This is a genomic window from Bartonella sp. AA2SXKL (genome assembly GCF_042197205.1).
GTDB lineage: Bacteria > Pseudomonadota > Alphaproteobacteria > Rhizobiales > Rhizobiaceae > Bartonella.
Genome location: NZ_JBHIRN010000001.1, coordinates 113,285 through 138,982, shown reverse-complemented (window position 1 = coordinate 138,982; position 25,698 = coordinate 113,285). Strand labels below are relative to the sequence as shown.

Here is a 25,698-nt window from a genome sequence, read left to right as displayed (position 1 = left end):
ATCAATTCTTAATCTTAAATATTTCTCACACACTCTAACAAAAATATTTCCTGCGTAATTTATCAAGCATCACTCTGAAAGGTAGCATTTTACAGCTCAATAGGATAATATGTTTTTATACTACTTTAGACTATTTGACCAAACCTTGGCAAAACTTATATAAGAGATGAGGATTTTAAAAGTAGTGAAACAATTGTGATGAAGCACAAAACTATTGATAATGAACTAAAATATCTTGATGAACGTTCGCGTGATATTTTTCGCCATATTGTTGAAGCTTATCTTAATGATGGTGAACCTGTAGGATCACGTAATCTTTCGCGGCTTTTACAACAGACATTATCGCCTGCGACGATTCGCAATGTGATGAGTGATCTTGAACACCTCGGTTTGATTTATGCACCACATGTTTCTGCGGGTCGAATGCCAACACAATCAGGTTTACGCTTTTTTGTTGATGCATTTATGGAAGCGGGTGATTTGCCAAACGAAGAGCGAGAAAATATTGAAATGCAAGTCAAAGAGGCTGGTCATGCACAATCGGTTGAACATTTTCTTGTTCAAGCAAGCCGAGTTCTTTCAGATCTTTCACGTGGGGCAGGGCTTGTTTTAGCAACAAAACAAGAAGGAACATTGAAACATATTGAATTTGTGCGCCTTGATAGGGAGCACGCTCTTGCCGTTTTGGTGACTCAACAAGGTGAAGTTGAAAATCGTATTGTTCATTTACCAGAAGGGGTTACCCATGCACAATTGACGGAAGCAACGAATTTTCTCAATGCCCATATTCAAGGGCGTACATTGAGTGAAGCTAAAGGGGAAATTGCCCGCTTATGCGCAGAAACAAGGGCCGCACTTGATGATTTATCACATCATCTTGTTGAAACGGGATTAGCTCTTTGGGGAGGAGAAGATGCTGATCATAAAATACACCTCATTGTTCGCGGGCGTAGCAATTTACTTGAAGATGTGAAAGCAGAAGAAGATTTAGAACGGTTACGCCATTTGTTTGATGATCTTGAAACGCGCGAGAGTATGGCACAGCTTCTCGATTTAACGGATGAAGGTTCTGGGGTTAGAATTTTTATTGGTTCAGAAAATAAGTTATTTTCACTTTCTGGTTCTTCTTTAGTTGTAGCACCTTATCGTGATTCACAACAAAGAGTCATTGGTGCTTTAGGTGTTATTGGTCCTACACGGCTTAATTATGCAAGGATCGTGCCCATGGTTGATTATACAGCTCAACTTGTGTCACAGTTATTGCGTTAAAACGATGCAAGTAAGTATTTGTACTATAAAAGCTCATTGTATTATATACATTGCTACCCCTTGATTTTTGTCTGTAGAATTTCGATATCGAGAATAACGAATCTTATGAAGGAATAAAATTTTTATGTCTGATGAAAAAAACAAATTTACTGACGCTTCATTTGAAAATTGTGATTTAAAAAATCCAGCTGATCGTAATACACTTAAACAGGCAGCCGATGAATTTTTAAAAACACATAAAACAGAGGAACACGAAGTCGTTGAAACAGAAAGCAATGAGGTTAGTGATCTTTTAGCGTCTTTGCAGGATGAAAATAAAGAACTGAAAGATCAGCTTTTACGTCTTGTTGCAGATATGGAAAATCTTCGACGCCGTACTATGCGAGATGTGGCGGATGCAAAGGCTTATTCCATTGCTAATTTTGCAAGGGATATGTTATCGGTTTCTGACAATCTCAATCGTGCTTTGGAAGCGATTCCAGAAGGTGCACGGGAGAGTGATGCTGGTTTGAAATCATTAGCAGAAGGCGTTGAAATGACTGAACGTGCCATGATGGCAGCATTAGAACGTCATGGGGTGCAAAAAATTCATCCAGAGGGGCAAAAATTTGATCCTCACTTTCATCAAGCGATGTTTGAAATTCCCAATGCTGATGTTCCAGATAATACTGTTCAACAAGTGGTTCAGGCAGGTTATATTATCGGGGAAAGGGTGCTACGTCCAGCTATAGTGGGTGTAGCTAAAGGAGGAGCAAAAGAAGCTTCTGTTGAAGCTGATTCGGCTTAAAACACATCAATAACAAACCTCTATCGTAAAATGCAGTATTCCCTGCAGTTTCATATATATAGGGTCTTTTCTCAAAGAGTTTTTAAAGGGTGTGACAAACACCCTTTTATTTTTGAAGTGGCCAATTTCCTTTTACAACATACACGGCATCGCTTGAGGGAAATGGCGATAAAAATAAAACAAAATGATCAACCTCAAAAGGAGGAAATGAAAAATTCCTTCGAAAGAACAGATAAGGAACAAGGTCTTCAGGTTTAGTATCAAGCAGTCGCGCAATAGTAATATGTGGAGTAAATTCTCTTTCATCAGGTGTTAGACCTAAATGGCTACGGATAGATTGCATCTTTTCGTGTAGAAGATTGAGAGCTTTACAAGGTTTAATGCGAATAACAAGAGAGGGGGCAGTATTTTCTGAACCAAAAATATCAAAACCATCTATTTGTAGCATAAAAGGAGAGAGCTTTATTGTGTCAAAGGCGTGCATAAGTATATCTGCGGTAGAACTTTCAACTTTGCCAAAAAAAGATAAGGTGACATGAAAATTTTGCGAATTAATCCACTGCGTATTTGGTAAGCCACTTTGCAACGACACAAGTTGTTGTGTTGTTTGTTGAGGAATTTGAAGGGCACTAAATAGACGACCCACAATATTACCTCTTTACAATGAAAAGATGCCACTCCAAGCACAATGATAGATAACGAGAGTGAGTTGTCTACCAAAGAACATAAGGCAATAGTATAGAAAAATAATGTTTAAAAAATGCTTACCATAATTATGAATATACACAGCTTATTTGTTTTAAGAAAATGGTTATGATATTGATAAGAATTGCGTTTTCAGGATCTGTATCACAATGATGTGCAATGGAAGATTACTTGTGTATTATAAAGGCTACAAAGTTAGCAGAAAATAAGAAAAGTTGATAGATTTTTGATGTGCGAAATTATTTTGACATTTATCTTTAGCCTAAAATAAAGCATACTTTAATACAAGGTAAAGAGTACTCTTTTCTGTAAAAATTTAATTATATGATTAAGTCGGGGAATAGCCATAATACGCAAAACTATTCAAATTGGTCAAATAATGTTAGGAAAGGAAGAAAAAAATCGAGCATAACAAAATTACTATAAGCTTTTACATTTATGATAATTATGCCAATCTATAATGGATATGAATATTGGTATAAAAGCGGGAAGAGAAATTAAAATTCAAAATAATGACGGAAAGTTCCTATTTTCTAAGAATTATCATCTTTGTTTATGATGAAAAAGCACTAGTTTTCCTCTCCAAAGTTGTTATTGATGAGCTTTTCAAGAGCATTAAGAGCATCTGTTGCTTCTGGTCCTGAAACACGAATGGTGAGGTTGCAACCGGATGAAGCCGCTAGCATCATAAGTCCCATAATTGATGATCCGCCAACAATTTTCCCGTCCTTTTCAACTTCAACAGTAACATTAAAATTGTCAACAGTTTGTACAAATTTTGCAGAAGCACGTGCATGCAACCCACGTTTATTACAGATATTGAAATGACGACTTATACATGGGAGGGTATCTTTGGAAAACATTGGTATTTTATTATCCGCTATAAAATCATACTTGGTACATTAATATATTTACGCCCTGCTTCTTGTGCTATTCTTAACGCGTCTGATAATGAAATATCAGGACATTTGCGAATAGAAATCAGTTTAATAAGCATGGGCAAATTAACACCCGCAATCATTTCAACGCGTCCTTTTTCAATAGCAGGAATAGCTATATTTGATGGTGTTCCACCGAACACATCTGTTAATATGATGACGCCATGATCCGTATCTGTATCGGTTACTGCGGCTATAATATCACCTCGGCGCTGATCTATATCGTCATCGGGATAAACGCATATTGTTGCGAACTTTTCTTGTACTCCAACAACATGTTCCACGGCATGTAAAAATTCGACAGCCAGCTCACCGTGCGTTACAAGCACGAGTCCAATCATTTACGCAAACTCCTGTTAACTAATAAGACCCAACCATAGTTGGTGGGAAAGACATTGTACAAGGCTTTATCTTGCTGCCAAGAAAAATTTGCAAAAAAAAGGCAAAAATTGTGATTTTTTTATCTTTAGAAAAAAATTAGACAGATTTTTGCCATATTTTTCTAAACAAAAATGCTTCAATAGCTTGACAAATGGCTGTACAATCGGCTTCACGAAGAGAGGGAAGTTTTAAAAGAGGAATGTGCAAATTTTCAAATTGAAAAGTTTTATTTGTGGAAAAACGTTCATATTCCGGACCGAGAAAAATAACACAATCGATAGTTGTGTGCTTTTCAAATTCTATCATATAAAGACCAACGCCACGAATCTCGATGCCGCCCTCTAAATTATCAGGAGTGTATCCGTGAAGCTTTCCATTTTCCGCACGCAACATTGTATAATCATCACTGATAAGCTTCGCTTCACGTTTTGACCACTCAGCGCGGTCAAGCAAAGAAAGGGTGATGGTTGATTTTCCTGATCCGGATGGACCTATAATTAACAGCCCCTTGCCGCCTAGTTGAAGGCAATTTGCGTGGAGTATTTCACATTTTGTTTTCATGTTTTTTACTTTGGATAAAAGATTTATTTAGCAAGCGGAAGCATAATAGTAAAACGTGCACCAGTTTTACACTTCCCAAGTGTAGGATCAATAATATTTTCGGCTGTAATTGTTCCATTATGAGCCTCGATGATTTGCCGACTAATAGAAAGGCCAAGTCCAGAGTTTTGTCCAAAAGCATCTTCATTTGGTCGATCTGTGTAAAAACGTTCAAAAATGCGTTCAATATTTTCTGAACGAATACCTGGGCCATTATCTTCAATGGTTAAAATAAGGGTTGAAGCATGGCTTTTCATAGTAATGCAAATTTTGCCACGATTCCGAGGAATAAAAGAACGCGCATTTTCAAGAAGATTTGAAATCACTTGTCCTAAACGAAGTTCATGTCCCAATACAAGATAAGCTTTTCCATGAGGACGTGGGACAATATTAAGGCTTATATCAATAGTTTGCGTATTACGATACACTTCCTGAACAGCATGAACAAGACTTTCCAAAAGCGGTGTCATATCAACAATCTCTGCGGTTTCTCGTGCAAGCTCTGCATCGAGTCGCGATGCATCAGAAATATCTGTAATCAACCGATCAAGGCGGCGCACATCATGTTGAATAATTTCCAGCAATTTTTCTTGTGCTTCTTCATTTTTAGCCAGAGGGAGCGTTTCAACAGCACTGCGTAGGGAGGTGAGAGGATTTTTTAATTCGTGGCTTACATCAGCAGCAAAACGTTCAATGGCTTCAATACGCATATAAAGGGCATTGGTCATATCACGAATAGAAGTTGAAAGGTGACCAATTTCATCTTCACGCATTGAAAAATCAGGAATTTCTACACGCTGATTATTGCCATTACGCACTCGATTAGCCGAGGCAGATAATTTACTTAATGGATGGGCAATCGTATGGGCCAAAAAGAGAGAAAGAACCAAAAGTACGCTACCTACAACGGCAAAAACTTTAAAGATAACCAGTCTTTCGCCTTTTACAATGTTATCAATATCGGAACCAGTGGTTGAAAGAAGAAGAGCTCCAACCACTGCGCGATAGCGTTGAACAGGAACGGCAACAGAAACAATTAATTGCCCTTGTCTGTTGCGTCTTTTAGCCGTAGCAAGAGATCCGTTTAATGCGCGGTACACTTCTGGATAAGCAATACCACTGGTTTTTGTTTGTTCTCTGTCAAGAGCAATACCTTTGCCATAAAATGCGCTTGAATACCATGAAGTAAGGCGATCCCACATGTTTTGTTCTGTTTTAAGTGGGGGTAAATCATAACTAAAAACTTCTCCACTAGAATAAAGAACGCGCGAATCAAGAAGGAGAGTAGCATCACGATCATAGATACGTGCTCTTGTCGTTTTAGGTGTAATAAGACGCCGTAAAAGAGGGGCAACTTGCTCAGGGTTAATAGGAAAATCCCAAGAATCGGTTGATTGAGGAGCGGGTGTAACGCTTTCACCAGTCTGTAACTCTAAGAGTTTTTGAGGGTCAATGAGGATAGAATTTGTATCTACTGTTGCAGAAGCAGCAATAGCCCCAGCAATAATTTTTCCTTGGGTACATAAACTTTTGATTTTTGCTTCAATTAAACCATCGCGAAATTGGTTAAGGTATAAAATGCCTGTAACTAAAACGGCAAGAGCAGCAATGTTTAATATAACAATGCGACGTGTGAGGCTGGAAAAAAGCAATTGTCTAAAGAGACGTTGTGTTCGAAGATGCAAACGAGCGAACATAAGAAATGGCGTTGAGGATGTACCATTAATGGTTGTTTTTTGTAAAGTTTCCAGTTGAGAATTGTCTGTCATCGATTTGATTGCCATTCAAATTTTTGCGACAAAGTAGTTTTATACCTCGTGGAAACGATAACCTACACCATAAAGTGTTTCAATCATTGCAAAATCATCATCCACTTGTTTAAACTTTTTACGCAGACGTTTAATGTGACTATCAATGGTGCGATCATCTACGTAGACTTGATCACTATAAGCAGCATCCATTAAAGCATCACGACTTTTTACAACTCCTGGTCTTTGTGCTAAGGTTTGCAGAATCAAAAATTCCGTAACGGTTAAAATAACAGGTTTATCTTTCCATGTACAGGTGTGGCGTTCTTGATCCATCACAAGATCTCCACGTTTGAGAGAAGAGGTGGAAGAAGTTCCTGTAGAAAGCGGTTGGTTACGTGCATTAGAACGGCGTAAAATAGCTTTCACGCGTTCAATAAGAAGACGTTGGGAGAAAGGTTTAGTAATAAAATCATCAGCTCCCATTTTGAGACCAAATAATTCATCAATTTCATCATCTTTAGAGGTAAGAAAAATAACTGGAAGATCAGATTTTTGACGCAAACGACGCAAAAGTTCCATCCCATCCATTCGGGGCATTTTAATATCAAAAATAGCTAAGTGTGGAGGGTGAAGTGTGAGACCCTTGAGTGCAGATGCTCCATCTGTATAGCTTTCAACCCGATATCCTTCTGTCTCAAGCGCAAAAGATAAAGATGTCAAAATATTGCGATCATCATCAACAAGTACAATCGTTTGTGTGATTGTTGGTGTATCTTTCATGGTTTCTTAGACCTTTCTATTGCTGTGGTAGCAAATTACCCACACTTATTTATATGGGAGTTCATATTTTTTTTGCAAAACAAATATGATACAAATTGTAGCAAAGTAAAAAACCTTTTGTCATTACTGTAAAATCTTGTTTTGCTTTCATAATTTATAATGTTTCTACGTCTATTAAGATCCCTTCATTTGAGAGAAAATTTTTATAAAGGCTTTTTTTATCAAGGTTTATTACAAAGTTTATTATTGTATTTGTCTCATAATTGAACAGATGTAGTTTTGATTGTTGAAGTTTAGAAAATCTGCCTATGTGTTTTAAGAGCAAAGAAAAGAATGTGGCAATATATGCACAAAAATTTGTTTCTGCTACACGAAAGGAGGTCGTAATGGGATTTTTTAATTTTATTAAAACTGTAGGGGAAAAGTTAGGTATTGGGGACCATGAACCAAAAGAAAAGGATTTTAAGAGAGCATTTGATCATTTTCAACTCGGTACAGAAAAAGTCAATATTCAAGTTGAAGACGGTAAAGCTATTTTAAGCGGTGAAGTTCCAGATAGGGAAACACTTGAAAAAGCACTGCTGGTTGTTGGCAATTCACAAGGTATCTCTTCTGTAGATGTTAATCAATTAAAGGTTATAGATACAACGCCTAGAAAAACTTCTCGCTTTTATGAGGTTAAATCTGGTGATAATCTTTGGAAAATTGCTGAAGAGGTTTATGGAAAAGGGCAAGGTAATAAAAACACATTTATTTTTGAAGCCAATAAGCCAATGCTAAAATCTCCCGATAAAATTTATCCTGGACAAGTTTTACGTATTCCTGAAATTGACCATAGTTAATTCATCAAAGGGGATAATTTTTTACTGATGGCATTAAACAAAAAATAAAGAAGCGTAAAAAATTTCACGCTTCTTCATTTTATAAAGTGTGTATTTATAATAAAAGGAGCTTAGTGAACAGGAGAGGATTTAGAAGGTGATGGTACTTTCATAGCGTTTACAGAGAAATCAACATCAATGGTTCCTGCTTTCTCAAATGTTAATTTTGCGCTAATTTTATCACCTAACTTAAATGGTTGTGAAAGCCCCATGAACATAATATGATCACCGCCAGGCTTAAGCGTGATTTCGCCATTTCCCGGAATTTCAATGCCATTGTGCATTTTTTCCATTTTCATAATATCATTAACGACAGCCATAGAGTGTATCTCTGTTGTTTTTACTCCGTTTGTGGAAATAGAAACCAAACGGTCTGGGGTATTACTGTGATTAATAATGTAGAGATAACCGCTACCAACTCTTATACCTCTAGGTGTTTCGCGTGTCCAAGGATTGAGAATTTCTATGTCGCCAAGTTTATATTGCTGAGCACCTGCTGGCAAGGTTATACCAGCAAAGAGAAGAGCACACACGATATTTATGATAACCTTTTTGTATGGATATTGTGTATGTATTATATTCTTAAAGATGAGATTTGTTATTTTTTTAATAATAGATGTCATCATTGATTTACCCTCCTTCATAAGATTCACACTTTGAATATTTTTATTTTAGCAGAGCTTTTATTTAAAATAAAAGAAAGAAATGCTAAAATGAAATTGATTTGAATATAAAAATCATAGAATTCTTGAAATTTAAAAGAAGACAGTAAGATTTACAATGACAACACACCTCTTAACGCTTCCGTGTTCATCTCATAAATAGTATTTGCAAATGGTATAAAATCTATGATGCACTACTATTTTACTTAATGAAGATATAATACAGAACAATCATCAACTACTTTACCAATTTTAATATTATGACAGCTCTTGGCATTTTAAAGCGTTTATACAGAGGTATTTTTATATATTTTCAAAGTTCAAAATTATACAGTTAAGAAAAAACGCTTTAGATGAATTTAAAGCACAGATTTCAAATAGCCGCAAACAATGAGACCGTTAGAAGGAGAATTTTTGAAAGGAGATCGATAGATAATACCTTTACTGATATAAGCATTAGATATGATGACTATTTTAGTCCAAGGAAAATTTATAATATTTGTGATATAAATTATTCGCCTTTTAAAAAGCTTTTACGTGAGTATGATTTTATCAATGATGAGAAGATCAAGAGCGAGAGTGCAATCATTCTTTTATTTTTTAATTTTTATAGAAAGATATATTTTTTGAGAATTGCAAGAAAAATATATTATGCTCTCAAGTCTCTCATAAATATGGTATTTATGGGTCATTAGAGTGCCTATTTTAAAATAAATTTTTTATTTTGGAGATGTTTCTCTCATTATTCTCTTGTAGCAATAAAAGCCTGTTCTTATATACGAGGCAGCAAGGCTTGTTGCGACTTGCAGTTTATTATTATTTATATTGCTTGAAGCAATATACGGGCTTTAGGTGTTATGAGGAGCTATCTTAAAAAGATGCTTTATGAAGGTTGAGGTAGCTTGCTGAATGGAGATTATAATATGGCAAAAGTAATTGGTATTGATTTGGGGACAACGAACTCTTGTGTGGCTGTTATGGATGGCAAAAACGCAAAAGTTATTGAAAACTCAGAAGGAGCGCGAACAACACCTTCCGTTGTTGCCTTTACTGATGGGGGGGAGCGGCTTGTTGGGCAGCCTGCTAAACGGCAGGCGGTGACAAATCCTGAAGGGACAGTTTTTGCAGTTAAACGTTTGATAGGGCGCCGTTTTGATGACCCTATGGTTGAAAAAGATAAAGCGCTTGTTCCTTATAAAATTGTTAAAGGTGACAATGGTGATGCATGGGTTGAAGAGGCGGGAAAGAAATATTCTCCGTCACAAATTTCAGCTATGATTTTGCAAAAGATGAAGGAAACAGCAGAATCTTATCTTGGTGAAAAAGTTGAACAAGCCGTTATTACGGTTCCTGCTTATTTTAATGATGCGCAACGTCAAGCCACGAAAGACGCAGGTAAAATTGCTGGACTTGAAGTTTTACGGATTATTAATGAGCCAACTGCTGCTGCTTTAGCTTATGGTTTGGACAAAAAGGACGGAAAAACAATTGCTGTTTACGACCTTGGTGGTGGTACATTTGATATTTCAGTCCTTGAAATTGGAGATGGCGTTTTTGAAGTTAAGTCAACCAATGGGGATACGTTTTTAGGGGGTGAAGACTTTGACATGCGCTTGGTCGGTTATTTTGCCGATGAATTCAAAAAAGAACAAGGAATTGATCTGAAAAATGATAAACTCGCTTTACAGCGCTTAAAAGAAGCGGCAGAAAAAGCAAAAATTGAGCTTTCTTCGTCACAGCAAACAGAAATCAATTTACCATTTATCACGGCAGATCAATCAGGTCCCAAGCACTTAACAATGAAATTGACTCGGGCAAAATTTGAATCTCTCGTTGACGATTTAGTGCAGCGTACCATTGAACCTTGTAAAGCTGCGTTGAAAGATGCTGGATTAAAGGCCGGTGAGATTGACGAAGTTGTTTTAGTGGGTGGAATGACACGTATGCCCAAGATTCAGCAAGTTGTGCAGAGCTTCTTTGGTAAGGATCCACACAAAGGCGTTAATCCTGATGAAGTGGTTGCAATGGGTGCTGCCATCCAAGGAGGTGTATTGCAAGGCGATGTCAAAGATGTGTTGTTGCTAGATGTAACACCTTTATCTTTGGGTATTGAAACCTTGGGTGGGGTTTTCACACGCCTTATTGAGCGCAATACCACTATCCCGACGAAAAAATCGCAAGTTTTTTCGACAGCTGATGATAACCAGAGTGCTGTGACGATTCGTGTTTTCCAAGGTGAACGGGAAATGGCAAGTGATAATAAGTTATTGGCTCAATTTGATCTTGTTGGTATTCCTCCAGCCCCACGTGGTATACCTCAAATTGAAGTTACTTTTGATATTGATGCGAATGGTATTGTTAATGTTTCGGCCAAAGATAAGGGAACAGGTAAAGAGCATCAAATTCGTATTCAGGCATCAGGTGGTTTAAGTGATGCTGATATTGAAAAAATGGTAAAGGATGCAGAAGAGCACGCGGCTGAGGATAAAAAACGCCGTGAAGGTGTTGAAGCTAGAAATCAAGCGGAGGCTCTTATTCATTCAACTGAAAAGTCGCTCAATGAATATGGCGATAAAGTATCAGCTGAAGAAAAGGGACAGATTGAAACAGCAATATCTGATTTGAAATCTGCGCTTGAAGGCAGTGATACGGAAGAAGTAACAACAAAGATGCAAAAATTAGCAGAAGTCAGTATGAAACTTGGACAGGCTATGTACGAAGCCTCACAAGCAGCGAGCGCTGACACTGAAACAGAGGCAAAGAATGATGATGTTGTTGATGCTGATTTTGAAGAAGTTAATGATAAGAAGAAATAGTGTCAGCATATGTGTTGATTAATTGATAAACCCGGCCTTTGAAATATAAGGCTGGGCTTTATTATTTGAGATAAGTTGCAACTTTGTTGCTAAAAATATAAATTAAAAGCAATATTATCCATAAAGATGGATGACAGAAAAATTATCAGGAATACATGATGAAGGTTGACTATTATGAAATTCTTGGCGTGACTCGCGAATGTGATGATAAAAAGTTGAAATCTGCTTTTCGTAAGTTGGCAATGCAATATCATCCTGATCGCAACGCGGGGGATAAAGAGGCAGAGCGAAAATTCAAAGAAATTGGCGAAGCCTATGAAGTTCTTAAAGATCCCCAGAAGCGTGCTGCTTATGATCGATTTGGCCATGCGGCCTTTGAAAATAGCGGTGGTCAAGGGGGAGCAAATCCCTTTGGTGGTTTTGCTGCTGGTGGTGGATTTGCGGATATTTTCGAAGACTTTTTTGGTGAGATTATGGGAGGGACACACCGTAAGCGTGGTGATAGTCGCGAACGTGGCGCAGATTTGAGTTATAATATGGAAGTGACTTTAGAAGAGGCATTTTCAGGAAAAACTGCAGAAATTAATATTCCCAGTTCCGTTACGTGTGATGTTTGTGAAGGATCAGGAGCGAGAAAAGGCTCTAAGCCGCAAGTTTGTGGAACATGTCATGGATCTGGTCGTGTGCGTGCTGCACAGGGTTTCTTTTCTATTGAGCGGACATGTCCTACATGTCATGGACGTGGTGAAACTATTACGGATCCATGCCCCAAATGTCAGGGGACACGGCGTATAGAGAAAAAACGTTCATTAAGCGTAAATGTTCCAGCTGGTATTGAAGATGGAACGCGTATTCGCCTTTCTGGTGAGGGTGATGCTGGTATTCGTGGTGGCCCCAATGGTGATCTTTATATTTTCCTTTCCATTAAACCGCATGAGTTTTTTCAGCGAGAAGGAGCAGATCTTCACTGTCGCGTTCCTATTTCAATGGTAACAGCTGCTTTAGGAGGAGAGTTTGAAGTTTCCGACCTTGATGGTGTTAAAGCACGCGTTAAAATTCCAGAAGGGACACAAAATGGACGTCAATTCCGCCTTAGAGGCAAAGGTATGCCCATGTTGCGCCGTCAGCAAGCAAGGGGTGATCTTTACATCCATATCACGATTGAGACACCGCAGAAATTAACGCAAGAACAACGTGAATTGTTGCAAAAATTTGAGAAACTCTCAAATCATGAAAATTCACCGCAATCACATGGTTTTTTTTCACGTATGAAAGAATTTTTTGAAAATATTTCTGGTTAAAATTATGTGAATGTTCTCAGAATAATTAGAGAGAACTGTGGGAAAGTTATTTTCATTAAGCTTTCTATTGTCTCATTATCTTTGAAAAGCATTTTTTCTTGAAAAGAAAAGAGAGAGACAGCTAATTTAGGATAAACTCCTGCTGCTGATAGTTTTTATATTTCATGAGTTTTATGGATAAGTCTTATTTTTGAGTGTCTATGACATTTTAAAAAGGGCTTATCCATATAAGAACGCAATTGAGTGATTGATAATAAATATTGCCAGTGTCATGATAACTGCCTTTATGCATTCAGTATTTTTGGTGTTTATTTTTCACTCAAAATTTCTTTTTAAAGGCTCTATAATAAAACTATAAAATAGGTAGCGGCTTGCCAAGAAACGCTAAATAAGCTGTTAGGCAATCCATCTTTTTCAAATAAAGTATCAACTTCTTATAACCGATTTTATTTTTGGCATTTTTCATAGTTTTAATCACTGCTTCCTTTAAAATAAGGGTTATTTTGTTCGGAATAGCTTTTACATGCCTCATCTTAGCTTTTAGCAGTAATCATGTCTTTTTAGATGCGGATTTAGTTTTGTATTTCTGATGTCATAAACAGTTTTTCCAGATAATAAAAACGCTATAATCAAGTTTATTTTGTTCCAAAGAAATTGTGGAATGAGATAATGTGTGTTGAATGCTAAAGAAGACATAACAAAACACTTTTCGATATATCTCTCTTGTGGGGAAACAGATTCGATGGAATTCACTTAATTGAATTTATTGGCATAATAAAAAGTTGGTGGGAAGATAGAGGAAGTTACCTTTAAAAAGAAAAAATAAATACAATAAAAAATAGCACAATATGCTTAGAAAACAGCACGATATATTGTTGAAATTGATTGGTGATATGGAAAGAGAAATTTACGAAATGAATCTTTTTTCATAAAATAACATAATTAAAAGAATTAAAAATTCTACAAAACATTGAATAATTCAAGCATGTATCGCTATGCAGAAAGAAAAACTTAATGACCGATCATGAAAAATGAGAAGTTTTATAAAACCTTACGAAGAGAGTAATCTAAACAATTAAATGCTTTTACGAAGATGCTTCTGAAGAGTTATCGAAATAAAGTCACAATATATGATAATTTTGCAAAGCCTTTTTTCGATTTTACGATATAAAAAGATAAATTATGATTATAAATCAACTTATTATGATTCTCCATGAGGAGCGTTCAATTGACATTTCCTCATGTTTAATGGTTGAGAAAAAGTCAAATTTTTAAAACCAAAGTTATAGTTTATTGGGATAAGCTATAAAGCAGTTGAGTGATTTCTTATCTTGGGAATATGTTAATTTTATTATTATAAGAAACTTTATTTTTATCTTACAAAATCAATGGTTGTATATATTCCTATTCATTGTTAAGTATCCATAGGGATAAACTAATGAGTTGAATGTACGGCTTAGCTTCAAAATTTTGCTTTTCAATTTTATATATAAGATCATAAAATAATGACATTTTTTTACGTCTATTTTGTTTAATTTTTCGCTGTCAATTTTTAAAGGAAGTTTTTTGTATTTCATTTTGCTATTCCTTTTTCGTAATTTAGAGGAAAATTGACGATTTTCAGGGGAGGGGGTGGATAGAGTAAAGTTTGGTTTTATTGTTTTCACTTTTCCTAAATTTCATTAAGAGATGGTAAAAAGTGATGAGGAGGCTCTATTGATGGATGATGCTAAAAACGGTGATGTAGATGTTTTGGAAAAACAAGCAGCATTTTTATCGTCTGCTTTACCTTATATGCAAAAATATGAAAATGAAACGGTCGTGGTAAAATATGGCGGCCATGCTATGGGTGATCCTGCTTTGGGACGAGCATTTGCGCGTGATATTGCTCTATTAAAGCAATCGGGGATCAATCCTGTTGTTGTTCATGGTGGTGGGCCTCAAATTGCTGAAATTTTAATGAAAATGGGGATTGAATCACGATTTGAAAACGGACTACGGGTAACCGATGAGCGGATCGTTGAAGTGGTTGAAATGGTTTTAGCGGGTTCCATAAATAAAGAAATTGTTGCTCTCATCAATGCTGAGGGTGAATGGGCAATAGGATTATGCGGCAAGGATGGCAATATGGTTTTTGCCGAAAAGGCTTATAAAACTGTCATTGATCCTGATTCGCATATTGAACGTGTTTTAGATTTGGGGTTTGTTGGTGAGCCTGTTGAAGTTGACCGCACATTGCTAGATCTTTTAGCATCTTCTGAAATGATACCAGTTCTTGCTCCTGTAGCTCCAGGACGCGATGGTAAAACTTATAATATCAATGCTGATATTTTTGCTGGAGCTATTGCTGGTGCATTAGAGGCTAAACGCCTTTTATTTCTCACTGATGTTCCTGGTGTTTTGGATAAACAAGGTAAACTTTTAAAAGAATTGACAGTTTCTGAAGCTGAGAAATTTATTAAAAATGGGACAATTTCAGGAGGCATGATTCCAAAAGTAGAGACTTGCATAAAAGCCCTTCAAAATGGTGTGGAAGGTGTTGTCATTTTAAATGGTAAAACTCCTCATTCTGTTTTACTAGAGCTGTTTACCGAACAGGGAGTTGGAACGCTTATTGTTTCATAAATTGTGGGGAAAATTGGAAGAGAAAGTTTTTCATGGTGAATCTAAAACAGTTTAAATATCCTTTATTAAGTAAGCCAGAATTGGCAATATTTACTGCGACAATATTGTGGGGCGTTACATTTTTAGTCATTCACATTGCGGTACGCTATAGTGGTCCTCTGTTTTTTGTTGGATTTCGTTTTATTGTTGCATCTCTTATATGTGGGGTAATTTTTTGGCGCTCTATAAAAGGTATAACTGTTTATGAAGTTTTCGCTGGGATGGCGATAGGTTTAGCCATGTTTTTTGGTTATGCTTTTCAAGCAGCTGGACTTCAAACAATTATTAGTAGTCAGTCAGCTTTTATCACAGCGCTTTATGTACCGATGGTTCCAATCTTGCAATGGATTGTTTTTAAAAAACCTCCCCGTTTAGCTTGTTGGATTGGTATTATTTTCGCTTTTATTGGGCTTGTATTTATTTCAGGACAAAAGCCGGGAAATTTTGATTTTTCAAAAGGCGAAATTTTAACTTTGTTAGGCGCTTTAGCGATTGCTGGAGAAGTCATACTCATCGGAATTTTTGCGAACAAGGTTGATAGTCGGCGTGTAACCATTATTCAGTTATTTTTTAGTGGTTTTTTTTCATTTGCTTGTATGCCTTTGATGGGTGAAAGCATCCCTGAATTTTCGTGGGTGTGGTTTAATATTGGTATAGGATTGGCATTAATGAGTGCCATCATTCAATTAGCTATGAATTGGGCACAAAAGTCTATTTCCCCTACGCGTGCGACACTCATTTACGCAGGTGAACCGGTATGGGCTGGTATTGTTGGGCGTTTGGCTGGCGAACATTTATCTCCCTTAGCTTTATTGGGCGGTTTGCTTATTCTGATTGGGATAATTGTGGCTGAATTACAACCTTCACAATGGCGTAAAAAAAATAAAGCAATTAAAAAAATTGATTAGCTATACATTTTTTTATTATGATTTTATTGCATGAGATTTTTGCTTGTAGAGTTTTCATTTTTGGAGCTTTTTTAATACTAAGATGATTAAGAAGTTCTATAAATTATTCCAGCTTTTGCATGCCAAAGTGGAGAAATAGTATGCTTCTATCTGTTTGTCAGATTTCTGAACCGGGCAGACAACCTTCATTGAGCCAAAGCATGAGGTGATATAAAGGTAAAAATTAACGCTCATCTTTAAATTCGGCTTTAACAACTTTCAAAAACATCTACGGTAATGTTTTTGAATAATGAAAATTACGCACTGTCGCACGTTATTTCTTTTGTCCTTTAATAGAGTTACGCTTCTCACGCAAAATAGAACGCCCAAAGTATCCCCATAACGTTGTACATTAAAGCGTTTTTTAAAAGATAATTTTCTCAATATACATCATATTCATTGACGGTTTGCATGAAGTATAGAAAAACCACAGAGCATCATCATTTTACTTAAAATAAAAGGCACGAGCATTTTCTTTATCTGTTCTCAATATTACGATAGCTTTTGGCATTTGAAAGAGAGAGGTATTTTTACTCATTTCTTAAACGTTTTTATCCATACACTAGCTCTGTTTTATAATGGGGGAGCAAAAAATTTATTGATTCATTATGAGAAGATTTAAAATGAGAGAAGCTCGCGATATTCAGAGCTTTAATTTAAATTGCAAAACAATAAACGATCATTATAAATCAATGCGTTATCCAATGAATCGAAGAGGATTTGTGTGTTTTATATTTAATGAAGGAAGGGAGGAGTTGTATAAAAAGGACATAAAAACTTTGTTCAATAAAGCCTATTTCTAAAGTTTTAAAAATTAAGAAGAAACTCCCTCGATATTCATGTTATCTTATATAAGATTGCTAAAAAAGAAGATTATTGCGTACAAATAAAAAAGCATTTCTTGCGAATTTATTGCAAGCCTAAATGATATACACGCCCATCATATAAATATGATAATACATTGATTTATAATTATAATATATCATTATTCACATTGAGTTAGAACCCTGAATACTGTAAAACTTTCTCACTTCAAATCATTTTCATGTTAAATCAATCCAAATCACTTTCTTACACATCACAAGTGGGTGGGGGCATGTGGGTAAAGACTGTACAAGAAAGGCATATCCCTTATAAACTTTTTCAAGTGTAAAGGATCGTCGCAATATTGGAGATTGGCAAAGTGTGTGATGGTGCTAGCTTACTACAGCATATGAGTTATCAAATAAGATGTGAAAGGATCATTTTAGCACCCTTGGATTTAATTTAGCAAACAAAAGCCTCATTTTTTAGGCTATAAAAAGTTGTGTTTTGAGAAGCTTTTTAGGTTTATATTCTTTTGATAGAAGCCGGAGCATAATTGGTCTTTGCGTTTTGTATTATTCTTTGCTAAATCGCCTTATATGACAATAGATCGTAATTATATTCGTAATTTTTCCATAGTGGCGCATATTGATCACGGCAAATCCACTTTAGCTGATCGTTTGATTCAAATAACAGGTGGGCTTGATACACGTGAGATGAAAGAACAAGTACTCGATTCCATGGATATTGAGCGTGAACGTGGAATTACTATTAAAGCACAGACGGTACGTTTACACTATAAGGCAAAGAATGGTGAAACCTATATTTTAAATCTTATGGATACACCAGGTCATGTGGATTTTGCTTATGAGGTTTCGCGTTCACTGGCAGCTTGTGAAGGTTCTCTGTTGGTGGTGGATGCAAGCCAAGGCGTAGAGGCGCAGACGTTAGCAAATGTTTATCAAGCCATTGATAATTCCCATGAGTTGGTTGTTGTTCTCAATAAAGTTGATCTTCCAGCAGCAGAACCTGAGCGTGTTAAAGAACAAATTGAAGATGTGATAGGCATTGATACATCTCAAGCAGTAGAAATATCAGCAAAAACAGGTTTGGGTGTTCCTGATGTTCTGGAGGCAATTGTTGCACAATTACCACCTCCACATACAGGCGATGTTGCAAATCCCTTGAAAGCAATGTTGGTTGATAGCTGGTATGACGCATATCTTGGTGTCATTGTTTTGGTACGGGTGATAGATGGTATTTTAAAAAAAGGCCAAACCATTCGTATGATGGGTACAGGTGCAAAATATCCAGTTGAGCGCGTTGGGGTTTTTACACCTAAAATGGTACAGGTTGATGAATTAGGACCAGGCGAGATTGGTTTTATCACTGCTTCTATCAAAGAGGTAGCAGATACACGGGTTGGGGATACGATTACTGAAGAGCGTCGTCCTTGTGAAAATGCTTTGCCTGGTTTTAAGCCGGCGCAACCGGTTGTCTTTTGTGGACTTTTTCCAATTGATGCTGCTGATTTTGATGATTTGCGTGCAGCCATGGGCAAATTACGCTTAAATGATGCGAGTTTTTCTTTTGAAATGGAAACGTCTGCGGCTTTGGGATTTGGTTTTCGCTGTGGTTTTTTGGGACTTCTGCATCTTGAAATTATTCAAGAGCGATTAGAGCGTGAGTTTAATTTGGATTTAATTGCGACAGCACCTTCAGTTGTTTATCGCATGAATATGAATGATGGTTCTGTTAAAGAGTTGCACAATCCAGCGGATATGCCTGATGTGGTTAAAATTTCTTCTATAGAAGAACCATGGATTCGAGCGACAATCATGACTCCTGATAATTATCTTGGTTCAATTTTAGAGCTATGCCAAGAGCGGCGTGGGGTACAGGTTGGTTTGTCCTATGTTGGAACCCGTGCTATGGTAACGTATGATTTACCACTGAATGAAGTTGTTTTTGATTTTTATGATCGGCTAAAATCGATTTCAAAGGGTTATGCTTCTTTTGATTATCAAATGACAGATTATGCAGAAGGTGATTTAGTTAAAATGTCTATTTTGGTGAATGGAGAGCCTATTGATGCATTATCGATGCTTGTTCACCGCACGATTGCAGAAAAGCGCGGGCGTTCAATGTGTGAAAAACTGAAAGATCTTATTCCTCAGCATATGTTTCAGATTCCAGTTCAAGCGGCTATTGGTGGTAAAGTTATAGCGCGCGAAACGATTCGTGCTTTGCGTAAAGATGTAACAGCGAAATGTTACGGGGGTGATGTTACGCGTAAGCGCAAACTTTTGGAAAAGCAAAAAGAAGGCAAAAAGCGGATGCGCCAATTTGGAAAAGTAGAAATTCCACAATCGGCATTTATTCAAGCGCTCAAAATGAACAAATAATGAAAAAAGGGGTATTTTCTCTCATTGATTGCGCTTTTGCTTTTGTCGATTGGTTCAGGTGTTTAAAGAACACTTTTAAATAGAATTGCGTCGTGCTTCATGTTCTTGTGTATTGCATAATGGTATCACTTTCTCACGTAAAACAGAATGCTTTAAACAAAATACATTTATGTTGCATATTGGCGTGCTCGTTTTCGTAAATCATCACTCAATACATCAAACTCCATTTCACAACGGGGGCTATGAAAAATATAACGTAAAATACACTGTGAATGATATAAAATCCATTTGGCATTACCGCTTTTACGCGTCAGAAAGGTGCAAAGCGCACCTATCATACTCTTTTTCAGCTCAAAATATTATGACAGTCCTTATCACTTGAGAGAATTCATTAAAGGTATTTCACTCTTTTCTTGAAGTGTTTCTTACCCACATACCAACTGTGTTTGTAACGAGCAAGGAAATGATAGTGATTGATTCACTATGAAAGGATTTGAAATGAGAGAATCCTTGTATTCGAGGTTATTATTCAAGTTAAAAAACGATGAAATATTATTATGAATTAATCTTGTGTCTAAGAACGTAAAAGATCATTAATAGATGTTTTTTCTCGTGTTTTTTGATCAACGCGTTTTACAATAACAGCACAATAAAGGTTTGGGCCTGCTTCACCATTTGGTAAAGGTTTTCCGGGGAGAGAACCTGGTACAACCACTGAATAGGCTGGTACTTCACCAATAAAAATTTCACCTGTTGTACGGTCAATAATCTTTGTTGATTTTCCAATAAAGACTCCCATTCCCAAAACAGCACCTTCACGGATAATACAGCCTTCAACAATTTCAGAGCGAGCACCGATAAAGCAATGATCTTCAATGATTGTTGGATTTGCTTGCAGTGGTTCTAAAACACCTCCAATACCAACACCGCCAGAAAGATGGACATGTTTACCAATTTGTGCACAAGAACCAACGGTGGTCCATGTATCAACCATTGTGCCCTCATCGATAAAAGCACCAAGATTGACAAAGGATGGCATCAATATAACATTGGGTGCAATGTAAGCAGAATGACGTACAATGGCTCCAGGAACGGAACGGAAATCAGCACTTTTAAAATCTGCCTCTTGCCAACCAGAGAATTTTGAAGGAACTTTATCCCACCAATGTGTCCCATTGATTCCACCAGTAATAATTTGCATAGGATTAAGCCGAAAAGAGAGTAAAACCGCTTTTTTCAACCATTGATGAACATGCCATTGTCCATTTTTTTGTCGTTCTGCAACACGGATTTCACCTTTATCAAGAAGGTTCAATGCATGTTCAACACTCTCACGTATTTCGCCTTTTGTGGTAGTATCGATAGAATCGCGATCGTCAAAAGCTTGTTCGATAATAATTTCAAGTTGTGTGATATGGGTCATGACGAGAGTTCCGTTAAACAAGTTGAAAGCTTCAAGATTTATTCTCTATGAACTACGCGAAGAAATGTGTTCAGTCAATAAAACGATGAGGAAGTAGGACAGGTGCATGAAAAAAAGCTGTAAAGAAAAAAGAAAAAGGGAGCAAGAAAACTGGACGCCACTTCTCCATACGAAGGATGCTCTACAACAGATCCATAAAGTCTCTAATTCAGCACAGGTGCGTTCGTCTACTTATCGTTTAGCCTATATCGATCAAGATTTTATGATGCGTCCAGAGCTGCGTTCACAACGTATTAGTCTTGAATTTTTAAAGCCGGAAATAACCCTTAAAGAATATGATATTCAATCAACAGTTGTTTTATTTGGTGGTGCGCGTATTCCTGAACCTGGGCAAGCAGCGTGGGCTGCAAAAAATGAAATACAAAAGAAAAATTTGCATGCTATGTCACATTATTACGATGAAGCAAGAGAGTTTGCGCGTTTGTGCTCACTCTATTCTGCTACGACACAATATCGTGAATTTGTGGTTGTTACGGGGGGCGGACCAGGAATCATGGAGGCGGGAAATCGTGGTGCTTGTGATGTTGGTGCCCCAACGATTGGCTTGAATATTATTTTACCACATGAGCAAGAGCCTAATTCGTATGTGTCGCCGCATTTATGTTTCAATTTTCATTATTTGGGGATGCGCAAAATGCATTTTTTAGTACGAGCGAAAGCCCTAGCCATTTTTCCAGGAGGATTTGGGACTCTGGATGAACTGTTTGAGACATTAACTTTAGTACAGACGGGGCGTATGAAACAGGTACCGATTTTATTGTTTGGCAAAGAATTTTGGAGCAATACTGTCAATTTTGAGTATCTGTCTGCACAAGGTACAATTTCTCCTACTGATATTAATTTTGTGAAATTTGTTAATACAGCAGCAGAAGCTTTTGAAGAAATTCGTTCTTTTTATAAATTGCCTTAACGACTTTTGAGATGCTCACTCTTGAAGGATCATTAATACTCTACTTTGGTTAAATAAAGTCCTGAGGGGGGGGCAACAACACCACAACGTTTACGATCTTTAGCATGAAGAGCTGTTTCGAGATCTTGAGCTGTCCAACGTCCAATACCCACTTCCATGAGGCTTCCTGCGAATGAACGGATTTGATGATGAAGAAAAGAACGAGCTTGTGCATAAAGGAAAATTTCTTCACCTTCTCTTTGAATATCGAGACGTTCAAGGGTGCGAATAGGGCTTTTGGCTTGGCAATGTGCTGAACGGAAAGTTGTAAAATCATGTTGTCCTACAAGCTTTTGCGCAGCTTCATGCATGGCTTCAGCATGAAGAGGTTTTGGTATCCACCACACGCGTTTGGCATTTAAAGCTGGTGGAGAGCGACGATTAAGTATTTTAAAAAGATAATGGCGTTTTACAGCGGAAAATCGTGCATCAAAGTCATCAGGGACATTTTCTACATTTAAGATTGAAATCGCCTCTCCCTGTTTACGTAAAAGAGCATTGAGCGCGTCACGCACAGTATGGGAGAGCCAGTTTTTTTCAAAATCAACATGCGCAACTTGTCCCGTAGCATGTACGCCCGCATCGGTTCTTCCTGCTGTTGTTATGGTCAATTGTTGTCCACTAAAGCAAAAAATTGCTTGTTCAAGAGCTCCTTGTATCGTGTGAAGTTTTGCTTGACGCTGCCAACCAGCATAATTTGAACCATCATATTCAAGAGTGAGTTTAAAACGTGGCATCTTAAAAAACAGCAGAAATATGAGCACCTCGCAAAAAGGTTGCGCACTCAAGAATTTTACCGCCAGATCTTTGGAGAGAGGTTATTTCTATCCGTCCTTGCCCACAATGGATAATCAAAGAATCTGGTTCTATCCGTCCAATTTCAAGAGAAGGACCTGTTGTTAAACGACTATCAAGAATTTTTACACGTTCTTCTCGTCCACCGATATTCATATTGCACCAGCAACTAGGAGAGGGAGAGAGCGCGCGAATATGCCTATGAATAAACTCTGCAGGTTTTGTCCAATCAATGCGGGTCTCTTCTTTTCTAATTTTGGCGGCATAGGTGATGCCTTCTTCTGATTGTGGGGTCAGTTTAAGTTGTCCTTTTTCAAGAGTGGATAAAGTCTCTACCATAAGTTCTGCGCCAATATGTGAAAGTCTGTTTGAAAGCTCAGCAGTGGTGGTGTTATCAGTAATGGGGATGGAGCGAGAAAGAGCGATAGGCCCCGTATCAAGTCCTTCATCCATTTTCATGATCATGATACCTGTTTCTTTATCACCAGCCATAATTGCTCGTTGAATAGGCGCAGCACCACGCCAACGTGGTAAGAGTGAAGCGTGGGCATTAAAACAACCAAAACGTGGCGTTTCGAGAATAGCTTTGGGTAAAAGGAGTCCATAAGCCACCACAATAGCAGCATCAACAGAAAGTGCTGCAAATTGCTCCTGTTGTTCGATTGTTTTGAGTGTTTGAGGCGTGAAGACAGGAATGGATTTTTCTTTTGCTACGGTGTGAACAGCGGAGGGGATTAATTTCAGCCCTCGACGTCCTGCTGGACGAGGGGGTTGACTATAAACAGCAACAACATCATGACCTGCATCCAATAAAGCATGTAAAATAGGAACAGCAAAATCTGGTGTTCCCATAAAACTTAATCGTAAAGCCATTACAAAACTGCTTCCTGCATGTTTTTTTCTTTTGCACGTTTTTTAAATTTTCGTATCACCATATCGCGTTTGATCTTTGAAATGTAATCAATAAAAAGGCGCCCATCTAAATGATCAATTTCATGCTGTAAGCAAGTTGCTAAGAGATCGTCTGCTTCAATTTCTGTTTGTTTTCCTTCACGGTTCTGATAGCGAACACGAAGGCGTTTAGGACGTTCAACCTCTGCAAAATAATCAGGAATAGAAAGACAGCCTTCTTTGTAAATATTACGCTCATCTGAAAGCCATAAAATTTCAGGGTTGATAATAACAAGTGGTTTTTTCTGCTCATCTTCAGAATTTCCAGAGACATCTATAACCAACATACGTAGCGGTATACCAATTTGAATAGCAGCAAGACCAACGCCCTTAGAATTATACATGGTTTCCAACATGTCATCCGCAAGTTTTTGGAGAGCTGAATCGACCTGCTCAACAGGTTTGGACACTTCCCGTAAAATCGGATCAGGTAAAGTAACTAAAGATCTCATTGGCATAAGTAGAGATTAATCAATGGTTTGTTATTGGTCAATATTGAATAACGGATTCTTGCGTTTTTTTACAATAAGAGCGTTATATTACAATTTATGTTTGATTCGTTTTTTTCCATATTCGCTGGTGATTTTTTTTCTAAACTAATGCTTTTGCTTTTATTTATACTTGTCTGTTTGGCATTTTTTATGTTGATACATTCTCATCGAAAAAAAGCATTTTTGGAAAATGAAATTGCTGAACGCGCACGTGAGGCACAAATGCAGATGGCTACCTTGTTGAAAACACAAGCTGAAATGCAAGGACGAATGCAAACGATGGCGGAAATTTTTGGTCAACGGCAGGCTGAATTGAATAAATCACTCAGTGAGCAACTCAATGGGATGACAACAAGCTTAGGCCAAACACTTCAGGTACAAACCAAATCCACTTATGAAAATTTGAATCGTTTGCAAGAGCGTTTAGCAGTGATTGATGCAGCACAAAATAATATTCAATCGCTTACGGGACAAGTTGTTCAGTTGCAGTCCATTTTAAGTAATAAGCAGACGCGTGGTACTTTCGGTCAAGGGCGGATGGAAGCAATTATTGCCGATGCCTTACCAACAAACGCTTATGCTTTTCAGGCTGTTCTTTCCAATGGAAAGCGCCCAGATTGTCTCATTCATATGCCCAATAAAGCTCCTTCTCTTGTTGTTGATGCTAAATTTCCTCTGGAAGCTTGGAATGCTATGCGTAAGGCAGAATCAGCGCAAGAGCGTCAAGAGGCAGAACGCCAATTTCGTACCGATATGGAAGTCCATATTCGTGATATTGCACAAAAATATTTGATTCCTGGAGAAACCCATGACACTGCTTTCCTTTTTGTGCCATCTGAATCGATTTTCGCAACAATTTATGAGGATTTTGAGGCATTGGTACAAAAATCCAATAGAGCCCATGTGATTATTGTTTCACCATCTTTGTTGATGCTCTCTGTCCAAGTGGTACAAACCATTATGAAAGATGCGCGGATGCGTGAACAAGCGCATTTAATTCAATCAGAAGTAGCAAAATTGATGGAAGATTTTGGACGAATGGATACGCGTGTTCGCGCACTACAGAAGCACTTTCATAAAGCAAGTGAAGATATAGAGGGAATTTTGATATCGTCTTCCAAAATCATGAAACGGGCAAATCGCATTGAAACTGTCGAATTAAAAGAAAATTACTCTGAACCAACAAAAATGACAACATTGGCTCAGTCGCAAACATTGCGTTTTGCTGATGAGGAATAAAGCAAAGCAAGCTTCTTAAATATTACAAGTTAGATCATGTTCTTTATTGATTGGTAATCATTTTTTAGTATCTCTATCTTGTTTTATTTCTTAAACGAG

Annotated in this window: 23 protein-coding genes; 10 read left to right on the top strand and 13 right to left on the bottom strand. The window is 37.3% G+C overall.

What is annotated here, in order from left to right; all coding sequences use genetic code 11:
• Nucleotides 1-198: 198 nt before the first annotated feature.
• Nucleotides 199-1,269: a heat-inducible transcriptional repressor HrcA gene (gene hrcA / locus ACFINS_RS00530; RefSeq protein ID WP_273790224.1), complete on the top strand. Its 1,071-nt coding sequence runs from the start codon at nt 199-201 to the stop codon at nt 1,267-1,269.
• A 124-nt stretch (nt 1,270-1,393) separates the two neighbouring features.
• Nucleotides 1,394-2,056 carry a nucleotide exchange factor GrpE gene (gene grpE / locus ACFINS_RS00525; protein ID WP_375606140.1) on the top strand — a complete coding sequence of 221 codons (663 nt, stop codon included), beginning with the start codon at nt 1,394-1,396 and terminating at the stop codon, nt 2,054-2,056.
• Nucleotides 2,057-2,162: 106 nt separating this feature from the next.
• Here the strand turns inward: grpE and thpR are convergent, their stop codons facing one another.
• From thpR to ACFINS_RS00495, 6 genes are all read right to left on the bottom strand, one after another.
• A complete protein-coding gene (gene thpR / locus ACFINS_RS00520) occupies nt 2,163-2,702 on the bottom strand; it encodes an RNA 2',3'-cyclic phosphodiesterase (protein WP_375705750.1) in 540 nt (179 codons plus the stop codon).
• 628 nt (nt 2,703-3,330) lie between these two features.
• Entirely contained in the window at nt 3,331-3,624 is a 294-nt protein-coding gene (locus ACFINS_RS00515) for an HPr family phosphocarrier protein (RefSeq protein WP_012754483.1), read from the bottom strand.
• 17 nt (nt 3,625-3,641) lie between these two features.
• Nucleotides 3,642-4,040, bottom strand: coding sequence for a PTS sugar transporter subunit IIA (locus ACFINS_RS00510; protein WP_375611386.1), 399 nt, complete (start codon nt 4,038-4,040; stop codon nt 3,642-3,644).
• Between the two features lie 136 nt (nt 4,041-4,176).
• Nucleotides 4,177-4,641 carry an HPr kinase/phosphatase C-terminal domain-containing protein gene (locus ACFINS_RS00505; protein WP_375611387.1) on the bottom strand — a complete coding sequence of 155 codons (465 nt, stop codon included), beginning with the start codon at nt 4,639-4,641 and terminating at the stop codon, nt 4,177-4,179.
• A 23-nt stretch (nt 4,642-4,664) separates the two neighbouring features.
• Complete coding sequence (locus tag ACFINS_RS00500; RefSeq protein ID WP_375700775.1) at nt 4,665-6,449, bottom strand: stimulus-sensing domain-containing protein; 1,785 nt, start codon at nt 6,447-6,449, stop codon at nt 4,665-4,667.
• Nucleotides 6,450-6,488: 39 nt separating this feature from the next.
• Nucleotides 6,489-7,211 carry a response regulator transcription factor gene (locus ACFINS_RS00495; RefSeq protein ID WP_005774392.1) on the bottom strand — a complete coding sequence of 241 codons (723 nt, stop codon included), beginning with the start codon at nt 7,209-7,211 and terminating at the stop codon, nt 6,489-6,491.
• A 386-nt stretch (nt 7,212-7,597) separates the two neighbouring features.
• Here ACFINS_RS00495 and lysM point away from each other — a divergent pair, with 386 nt between their 5' ends.
• Nucleotides 7,598-8,053: a peptidoglycan-binding protein LysM gene (gene lysM, locus ACFINS_RS00490; RefSeq protein ID WP_375611389.1), complete on the top strand. Its 456-nt coding sequence runs from the start codon at nt 7,598-7,600 to the stop codon at nt 8,051-8,053.
• Nucleotides 8,054-8,163: 110 nt separating this feature from the next.
• On the opposite strand, the gene ACFINS_RS00485 is transcribed toward lysM, so the two are convergent.
• Nucleotides 8,164-8,718 carry a copper chaperone PCu(A)C gene (locus ACFINS_RS00485; protein WP_375611390.1) on the bottom strand — a complete coding sequence of 185 codons (555 nt, stop codon included), beginning with the start codon at nt 8,716-8,718 and terminating at the stop codon, nt 8,164-8,166.
• Nucleotides 8,719-9,677: 959 nt separating this feature from the next.
• Here ACFINS_RS00485 and dnaK point away from each other — a divergent pair.
• Both dnaK and dnaJ read left to right on the top strand, forming a co-directional pair.
• The gene (gene dnaK, locus ACFINS_RS00480) at nt 9,678-11,570 is read left to right on the top strand and encodes a molecular chaperone DnaK (protein ID WP_273790233.1); all 1,893 of its coding nucleotides are present in this window, start codon (nt 9,678-9,680) and stop codon (nt 11,568-11,570) included.
• Nucleotides 11,571-11,728: 158 nt separating this feature from the next.
• Entirely contained in the window at nt 11,729-12,871 is a 1,143-nt protein-coding gene (dnaJ, locus tag ACFINS_RS00475) for a molecular chaperone DnaJ (RefSeq protein WP_375611466.1), read from the top strand.
• A 352-nt stretch (nt 12,872-13,223) separates the two neighbouring features.
• Here the strand turns inward: dnaJ and ACFINS_RS00470 are convergent, their stop codons facing one another.
• Complete coding sequence (locus ACFINS_RS00470) at nt 13,224-13,403, bottom strand: hypothetical protein (protein WP_375660465.1); 180 nt, start codon at nt 13,401-13,403, stop codon at nt 13,224-13,226.
• Nucleotides 13,404-14,590: 1,187 nt separating this feature from the next.
• Between ACFINS_RS00470 and argB the strand changes: the two genes are divergently transcribed.
• From argB to lepA, 3 genes are all read left to right on the top strand, one after another.
• Nucleotides 14,591-15,496 (top strand): acetylglutamate kinase, encoded by a 906-nt coding sequence (gene argB, locus ACFINS_RS00465; protein WP_375611391.1) that lies wholly within the window; start codon nt 14,591-14,593, stop codon nt 15,494-15,496.
• A 32-nt stretch (nt 15,497-15,528) separates the two neighbouring features.
• Complete coding sequence (locus ACFINS_RS00460; protein WP_273790236.1) at nt 15,529-16,443, top strand: DMT family transporter; 915 nt, start codon at nt 15,529-15,531, stop codon at nt 16,441-16,443.
• Nucleotides 16,444-17,885: 1,442 nt separating this feature from the next.
• Entirely contained in the window at nt 17,886-19,691 is a 1,806-nt protein-coding gene (lepA, locus tag ACFINS_RS00455) for a translation elongation factor 4 (protein ID WP_375611467.1), read from the top strand.
• 167 nt (nt 19,692-19,858) lie between these two features.
• On the opposite strand, the gene ACFINS_RS00450 is transcribed toward lepA, so the two are convergent.
• Both ACFINS_RS00450 and dapD read right to left on the bottom strand, forming a co-directional pair.
• Nucleotides 19,859-20,029 (bottom strand): hypothetical protein, encoded by a 171-nt coding sequence (locus tag ACFINS_RS00450; protein ID WP_375668154.1) that lies wholly within the window; start codon nt 20,027-20,029, stop codon nt 19,859-19,861.
• 236 nt (nt 20,030-20,265) lie between these two features.
• Entirely contained in the window at nt 20,266-21,114 is an 849-nt protein-coding gene (gene dapD, locus ACFINS_RS00445; RefSeq protein WP_375611393.1) for a 2,3,4,5-tetrahydropyridine-2,6-dicarboxylate N-succinyltransferase, read from the bottom strand.
• 106 nt (nt 21,115-21,220) lie between these two features.
• On the opposite strand from dapD, the gene ACFINS_RS00440 reads away from it, so the two are divergent.
• Nucleotides 21,221-22,084 (top strand): LOG family protein, encoded by an 864-nt coding sequence (locus ACFINS_RS00440; RefSeq protein WP_375611394.1) that lies wholly within the window; start codon nt 21,221-21,223, stop codon nt 22,082-22,084.
• A gap of 32 nt (nt 22,085-22,116) precedes the next feature.
• Here ACFINS_RS00440 and truA read toward each other — a convergent pair whose 3' ends face one another.
• From truA to def, 3 genes are read right to left on the bottom strand one after another with little or no spacing between them, the layout of a single operon-like run.
• On the bottom strand, nt 22,117-22,860 hold the full coding sequence (gene truA / locus ACFINS_RS00435; RefSeq protein WP_375612809.1) for a tRNA pseudouridine(38-40) synthase TruA: 744 nt from the start codon (nt 22,858-22,860) through the stop codon (nt 22,117-22,119).
• A gap of 1 nt (nt 22,861) precedes the next feature.
• Nucleotides 22,862-23,791, bottom strand: a complete 930-nt coding sequence (fmt, locus tag ACFINS_RS00430; RefSeq protein ID WP_375645399.1) for a methionyl-tRNA formyltransferase — start codon at nt 23,789-23,791, stop codon at nt 22,862-22,864.
• On the bottom strand, nt 23,791-24,327 hold the full coding sequence (gene def, locus ACFINS_RS00425; RefSeq protein WP_375649083.1) for a peptide deformylase: 537 nt from the start codon (nt 24,325-24,327) through the stop codon (nt 23,791-23,793). Before def ends, fmt begins: the two co-directional genes overlap by 1 nt.
• A 90-nt stretch (nt 24,328-24,417) precedes the next feature.
• Here def and ACFINS_RS00420 point away from each other — a divergent pair, with 90 nt between their 5' ends.
• Nucleotides 24,418-25,599, top strand: coding sequence for a DNA recombination protein RmuC (locus ACFINS_RS00420; RefSeq protein ID WP_375649091.1), 1,182 nt, complete (start codon nt 24,418-24,420; stop codon nt 25,597-25,599).
• Nucleotides 25,600-25,698 lie beyond the last annotated feature (99 nt).

Excerpts from the sequence above, each read along its gene's own strand:
- hrcA (WP_273790224.1), top strand. The coding sequence starts at position 199 with ATGAAGCACAAAACTATTGATAATGAACTAAAATATCTTGATGAACGT.
- grpE (WP_375606140.1), top strand. The coding sequence starts at position 1,394 with ATGTCTGATGAAAAAAACAAATTTACTGACGCTTCATTTGAAAATTGT.
- ACFINS_RS00515 (WP_012754483.1), bottom strand. The coding sequence starts at position 3,624 with ATGTTTTCCAAAGATACCCTCCCATGTATAAGTCGTCATTTCAATATC.
- ACFINS_RS00510 (WP_375611386.1), bottom strand. The coding sequence starts at position 4,040 with ATGATTGGACTCGTGCTTGTAACGCACGGTGAGCTGGCTGTCGAATTT.
- ACFINS_RS00505 (WP_375611387.1), bottom strand. The coding sequence starts at position 4,641 with ATGAAAACAAAATGTGAAATACTCCACGCAAATTGCCTTCAACTAGGC.
- ACFINS_RS00500 (WP_375700775.1), bottom strand. The coding sequence starts at position 6,449 with ATGACAGACAATTCTCAACTGGAAACTTTACAAAAAACAACCATTAAT.
- ACFINS_RS00495 (WP_005774392.1), bottom strand. The coding sequence starts at position 7,211 with ATGAAAGATACACCAACAATCACACAAACGATTGTACTTGTTGATGAT.
- lysM (WP_375611389.1), top strand. The coding sequence starts at position 7,598 with ATGGGATTTTTTAATTTTATTAAAACTGTAGGGGAAAAGTTAGGTATT.
- ACFINS_RS00485 (WP_375611390.1), bottom strand. The coding sequence starts at position 8,718 with ATGATGACATCTATTATTAAAAAAATAACAAATCTCATCTTTAAGAAT.
- dnaK (WP_273790233.1), top strand. The coding sequence starts at position 9,678 with ATGGCAAAAGTAATTGGTATTGATTTGGGGACAACGAACTCTTGTGTG.
- dnaJ (WP_375611466.1), top strand. The coding sequence starts at position 11,729 with ATGAAGGTTGACTATTATGAAATTCTTGGCGTGACTCGCGAATGTGAT.
- ACFINS_RS00470 (WP_375660465.1), bottom strand. The coding sequence starts at position 13,403 with ATGAGGCATGTAAAAGCTATTCCGAACAAAATAACCCTTATTTTAAAG.
- argB (WP_375611391.1), top strand. The coding sequence starts at position 14,591 with ATGGATGATGCTAAAAACGGTGATGTAGATGTTTTGGAAAAACAAGCA.
- ACFINS_RS00460 (WP_273790236.1), top strand. The coding sequence starts at position 15,529 with ATGGTGAATCTAAAACAGTTTAAATATCCTTTATTAAGTAAGCCAGAA.
- lepA (WP_375611467.1), top strand. The coding sequence starts at position 17,886 with ATGACAATAGATCGTAATTATATTCGTAATTTTTCCATAGTGGCGCAT.
- ACFINS_RS00450 (WP_375668154.1), bottom strand. The coding sequence starts at position 20,029 with ATGATAGGTGCGCTTTGCACCTTTCTGACGCGTAAAAGCGGTAATGCC.
- dapD (WP_375611393.1), bottom strand. The coding sequence starts at position 21,114 with ATGACCCATATCACACAACTTGAAATTATTATCGAACAAGCTTTTGAC.
- ACFINS_RS00440 (WP_375611394.1), top strand. The coding sequence starts at position 21,221 with ATGAAAAAAAGCTGTAAAGAAAAAAGAAAAAGGGAGCAAGAAAACTGG.
- truA (WP_375612809.1), bottom strand. The coding sequence starts at position 22,860 with ATGCCACGTTTTAAACTCACTCTTGAATATGATGGTTCAAATTATGCT.
- fmt (WP_375645399.1), bottom strand. The coding sequence starts at position 23,791 with ATGGCTTTACGATTAAGTTTTATGGGAACACCAGATTTTGCTGTTCCT.
- def (WP_375649083.1), bottom strand. The coding sequence starts at position 24,327 with ATGCCAATGAGATCTTTAGTTACTTTACCTGATCCGATTTTACGGGAA.
- ACFINS_RS00420 (WP_375649091.1), top strand. The coding sequence starts at position 24,418 with ATGTTTGATTCGTTTTTTTCCATATTCGCTGGTGATTTTTTTTCTAAA.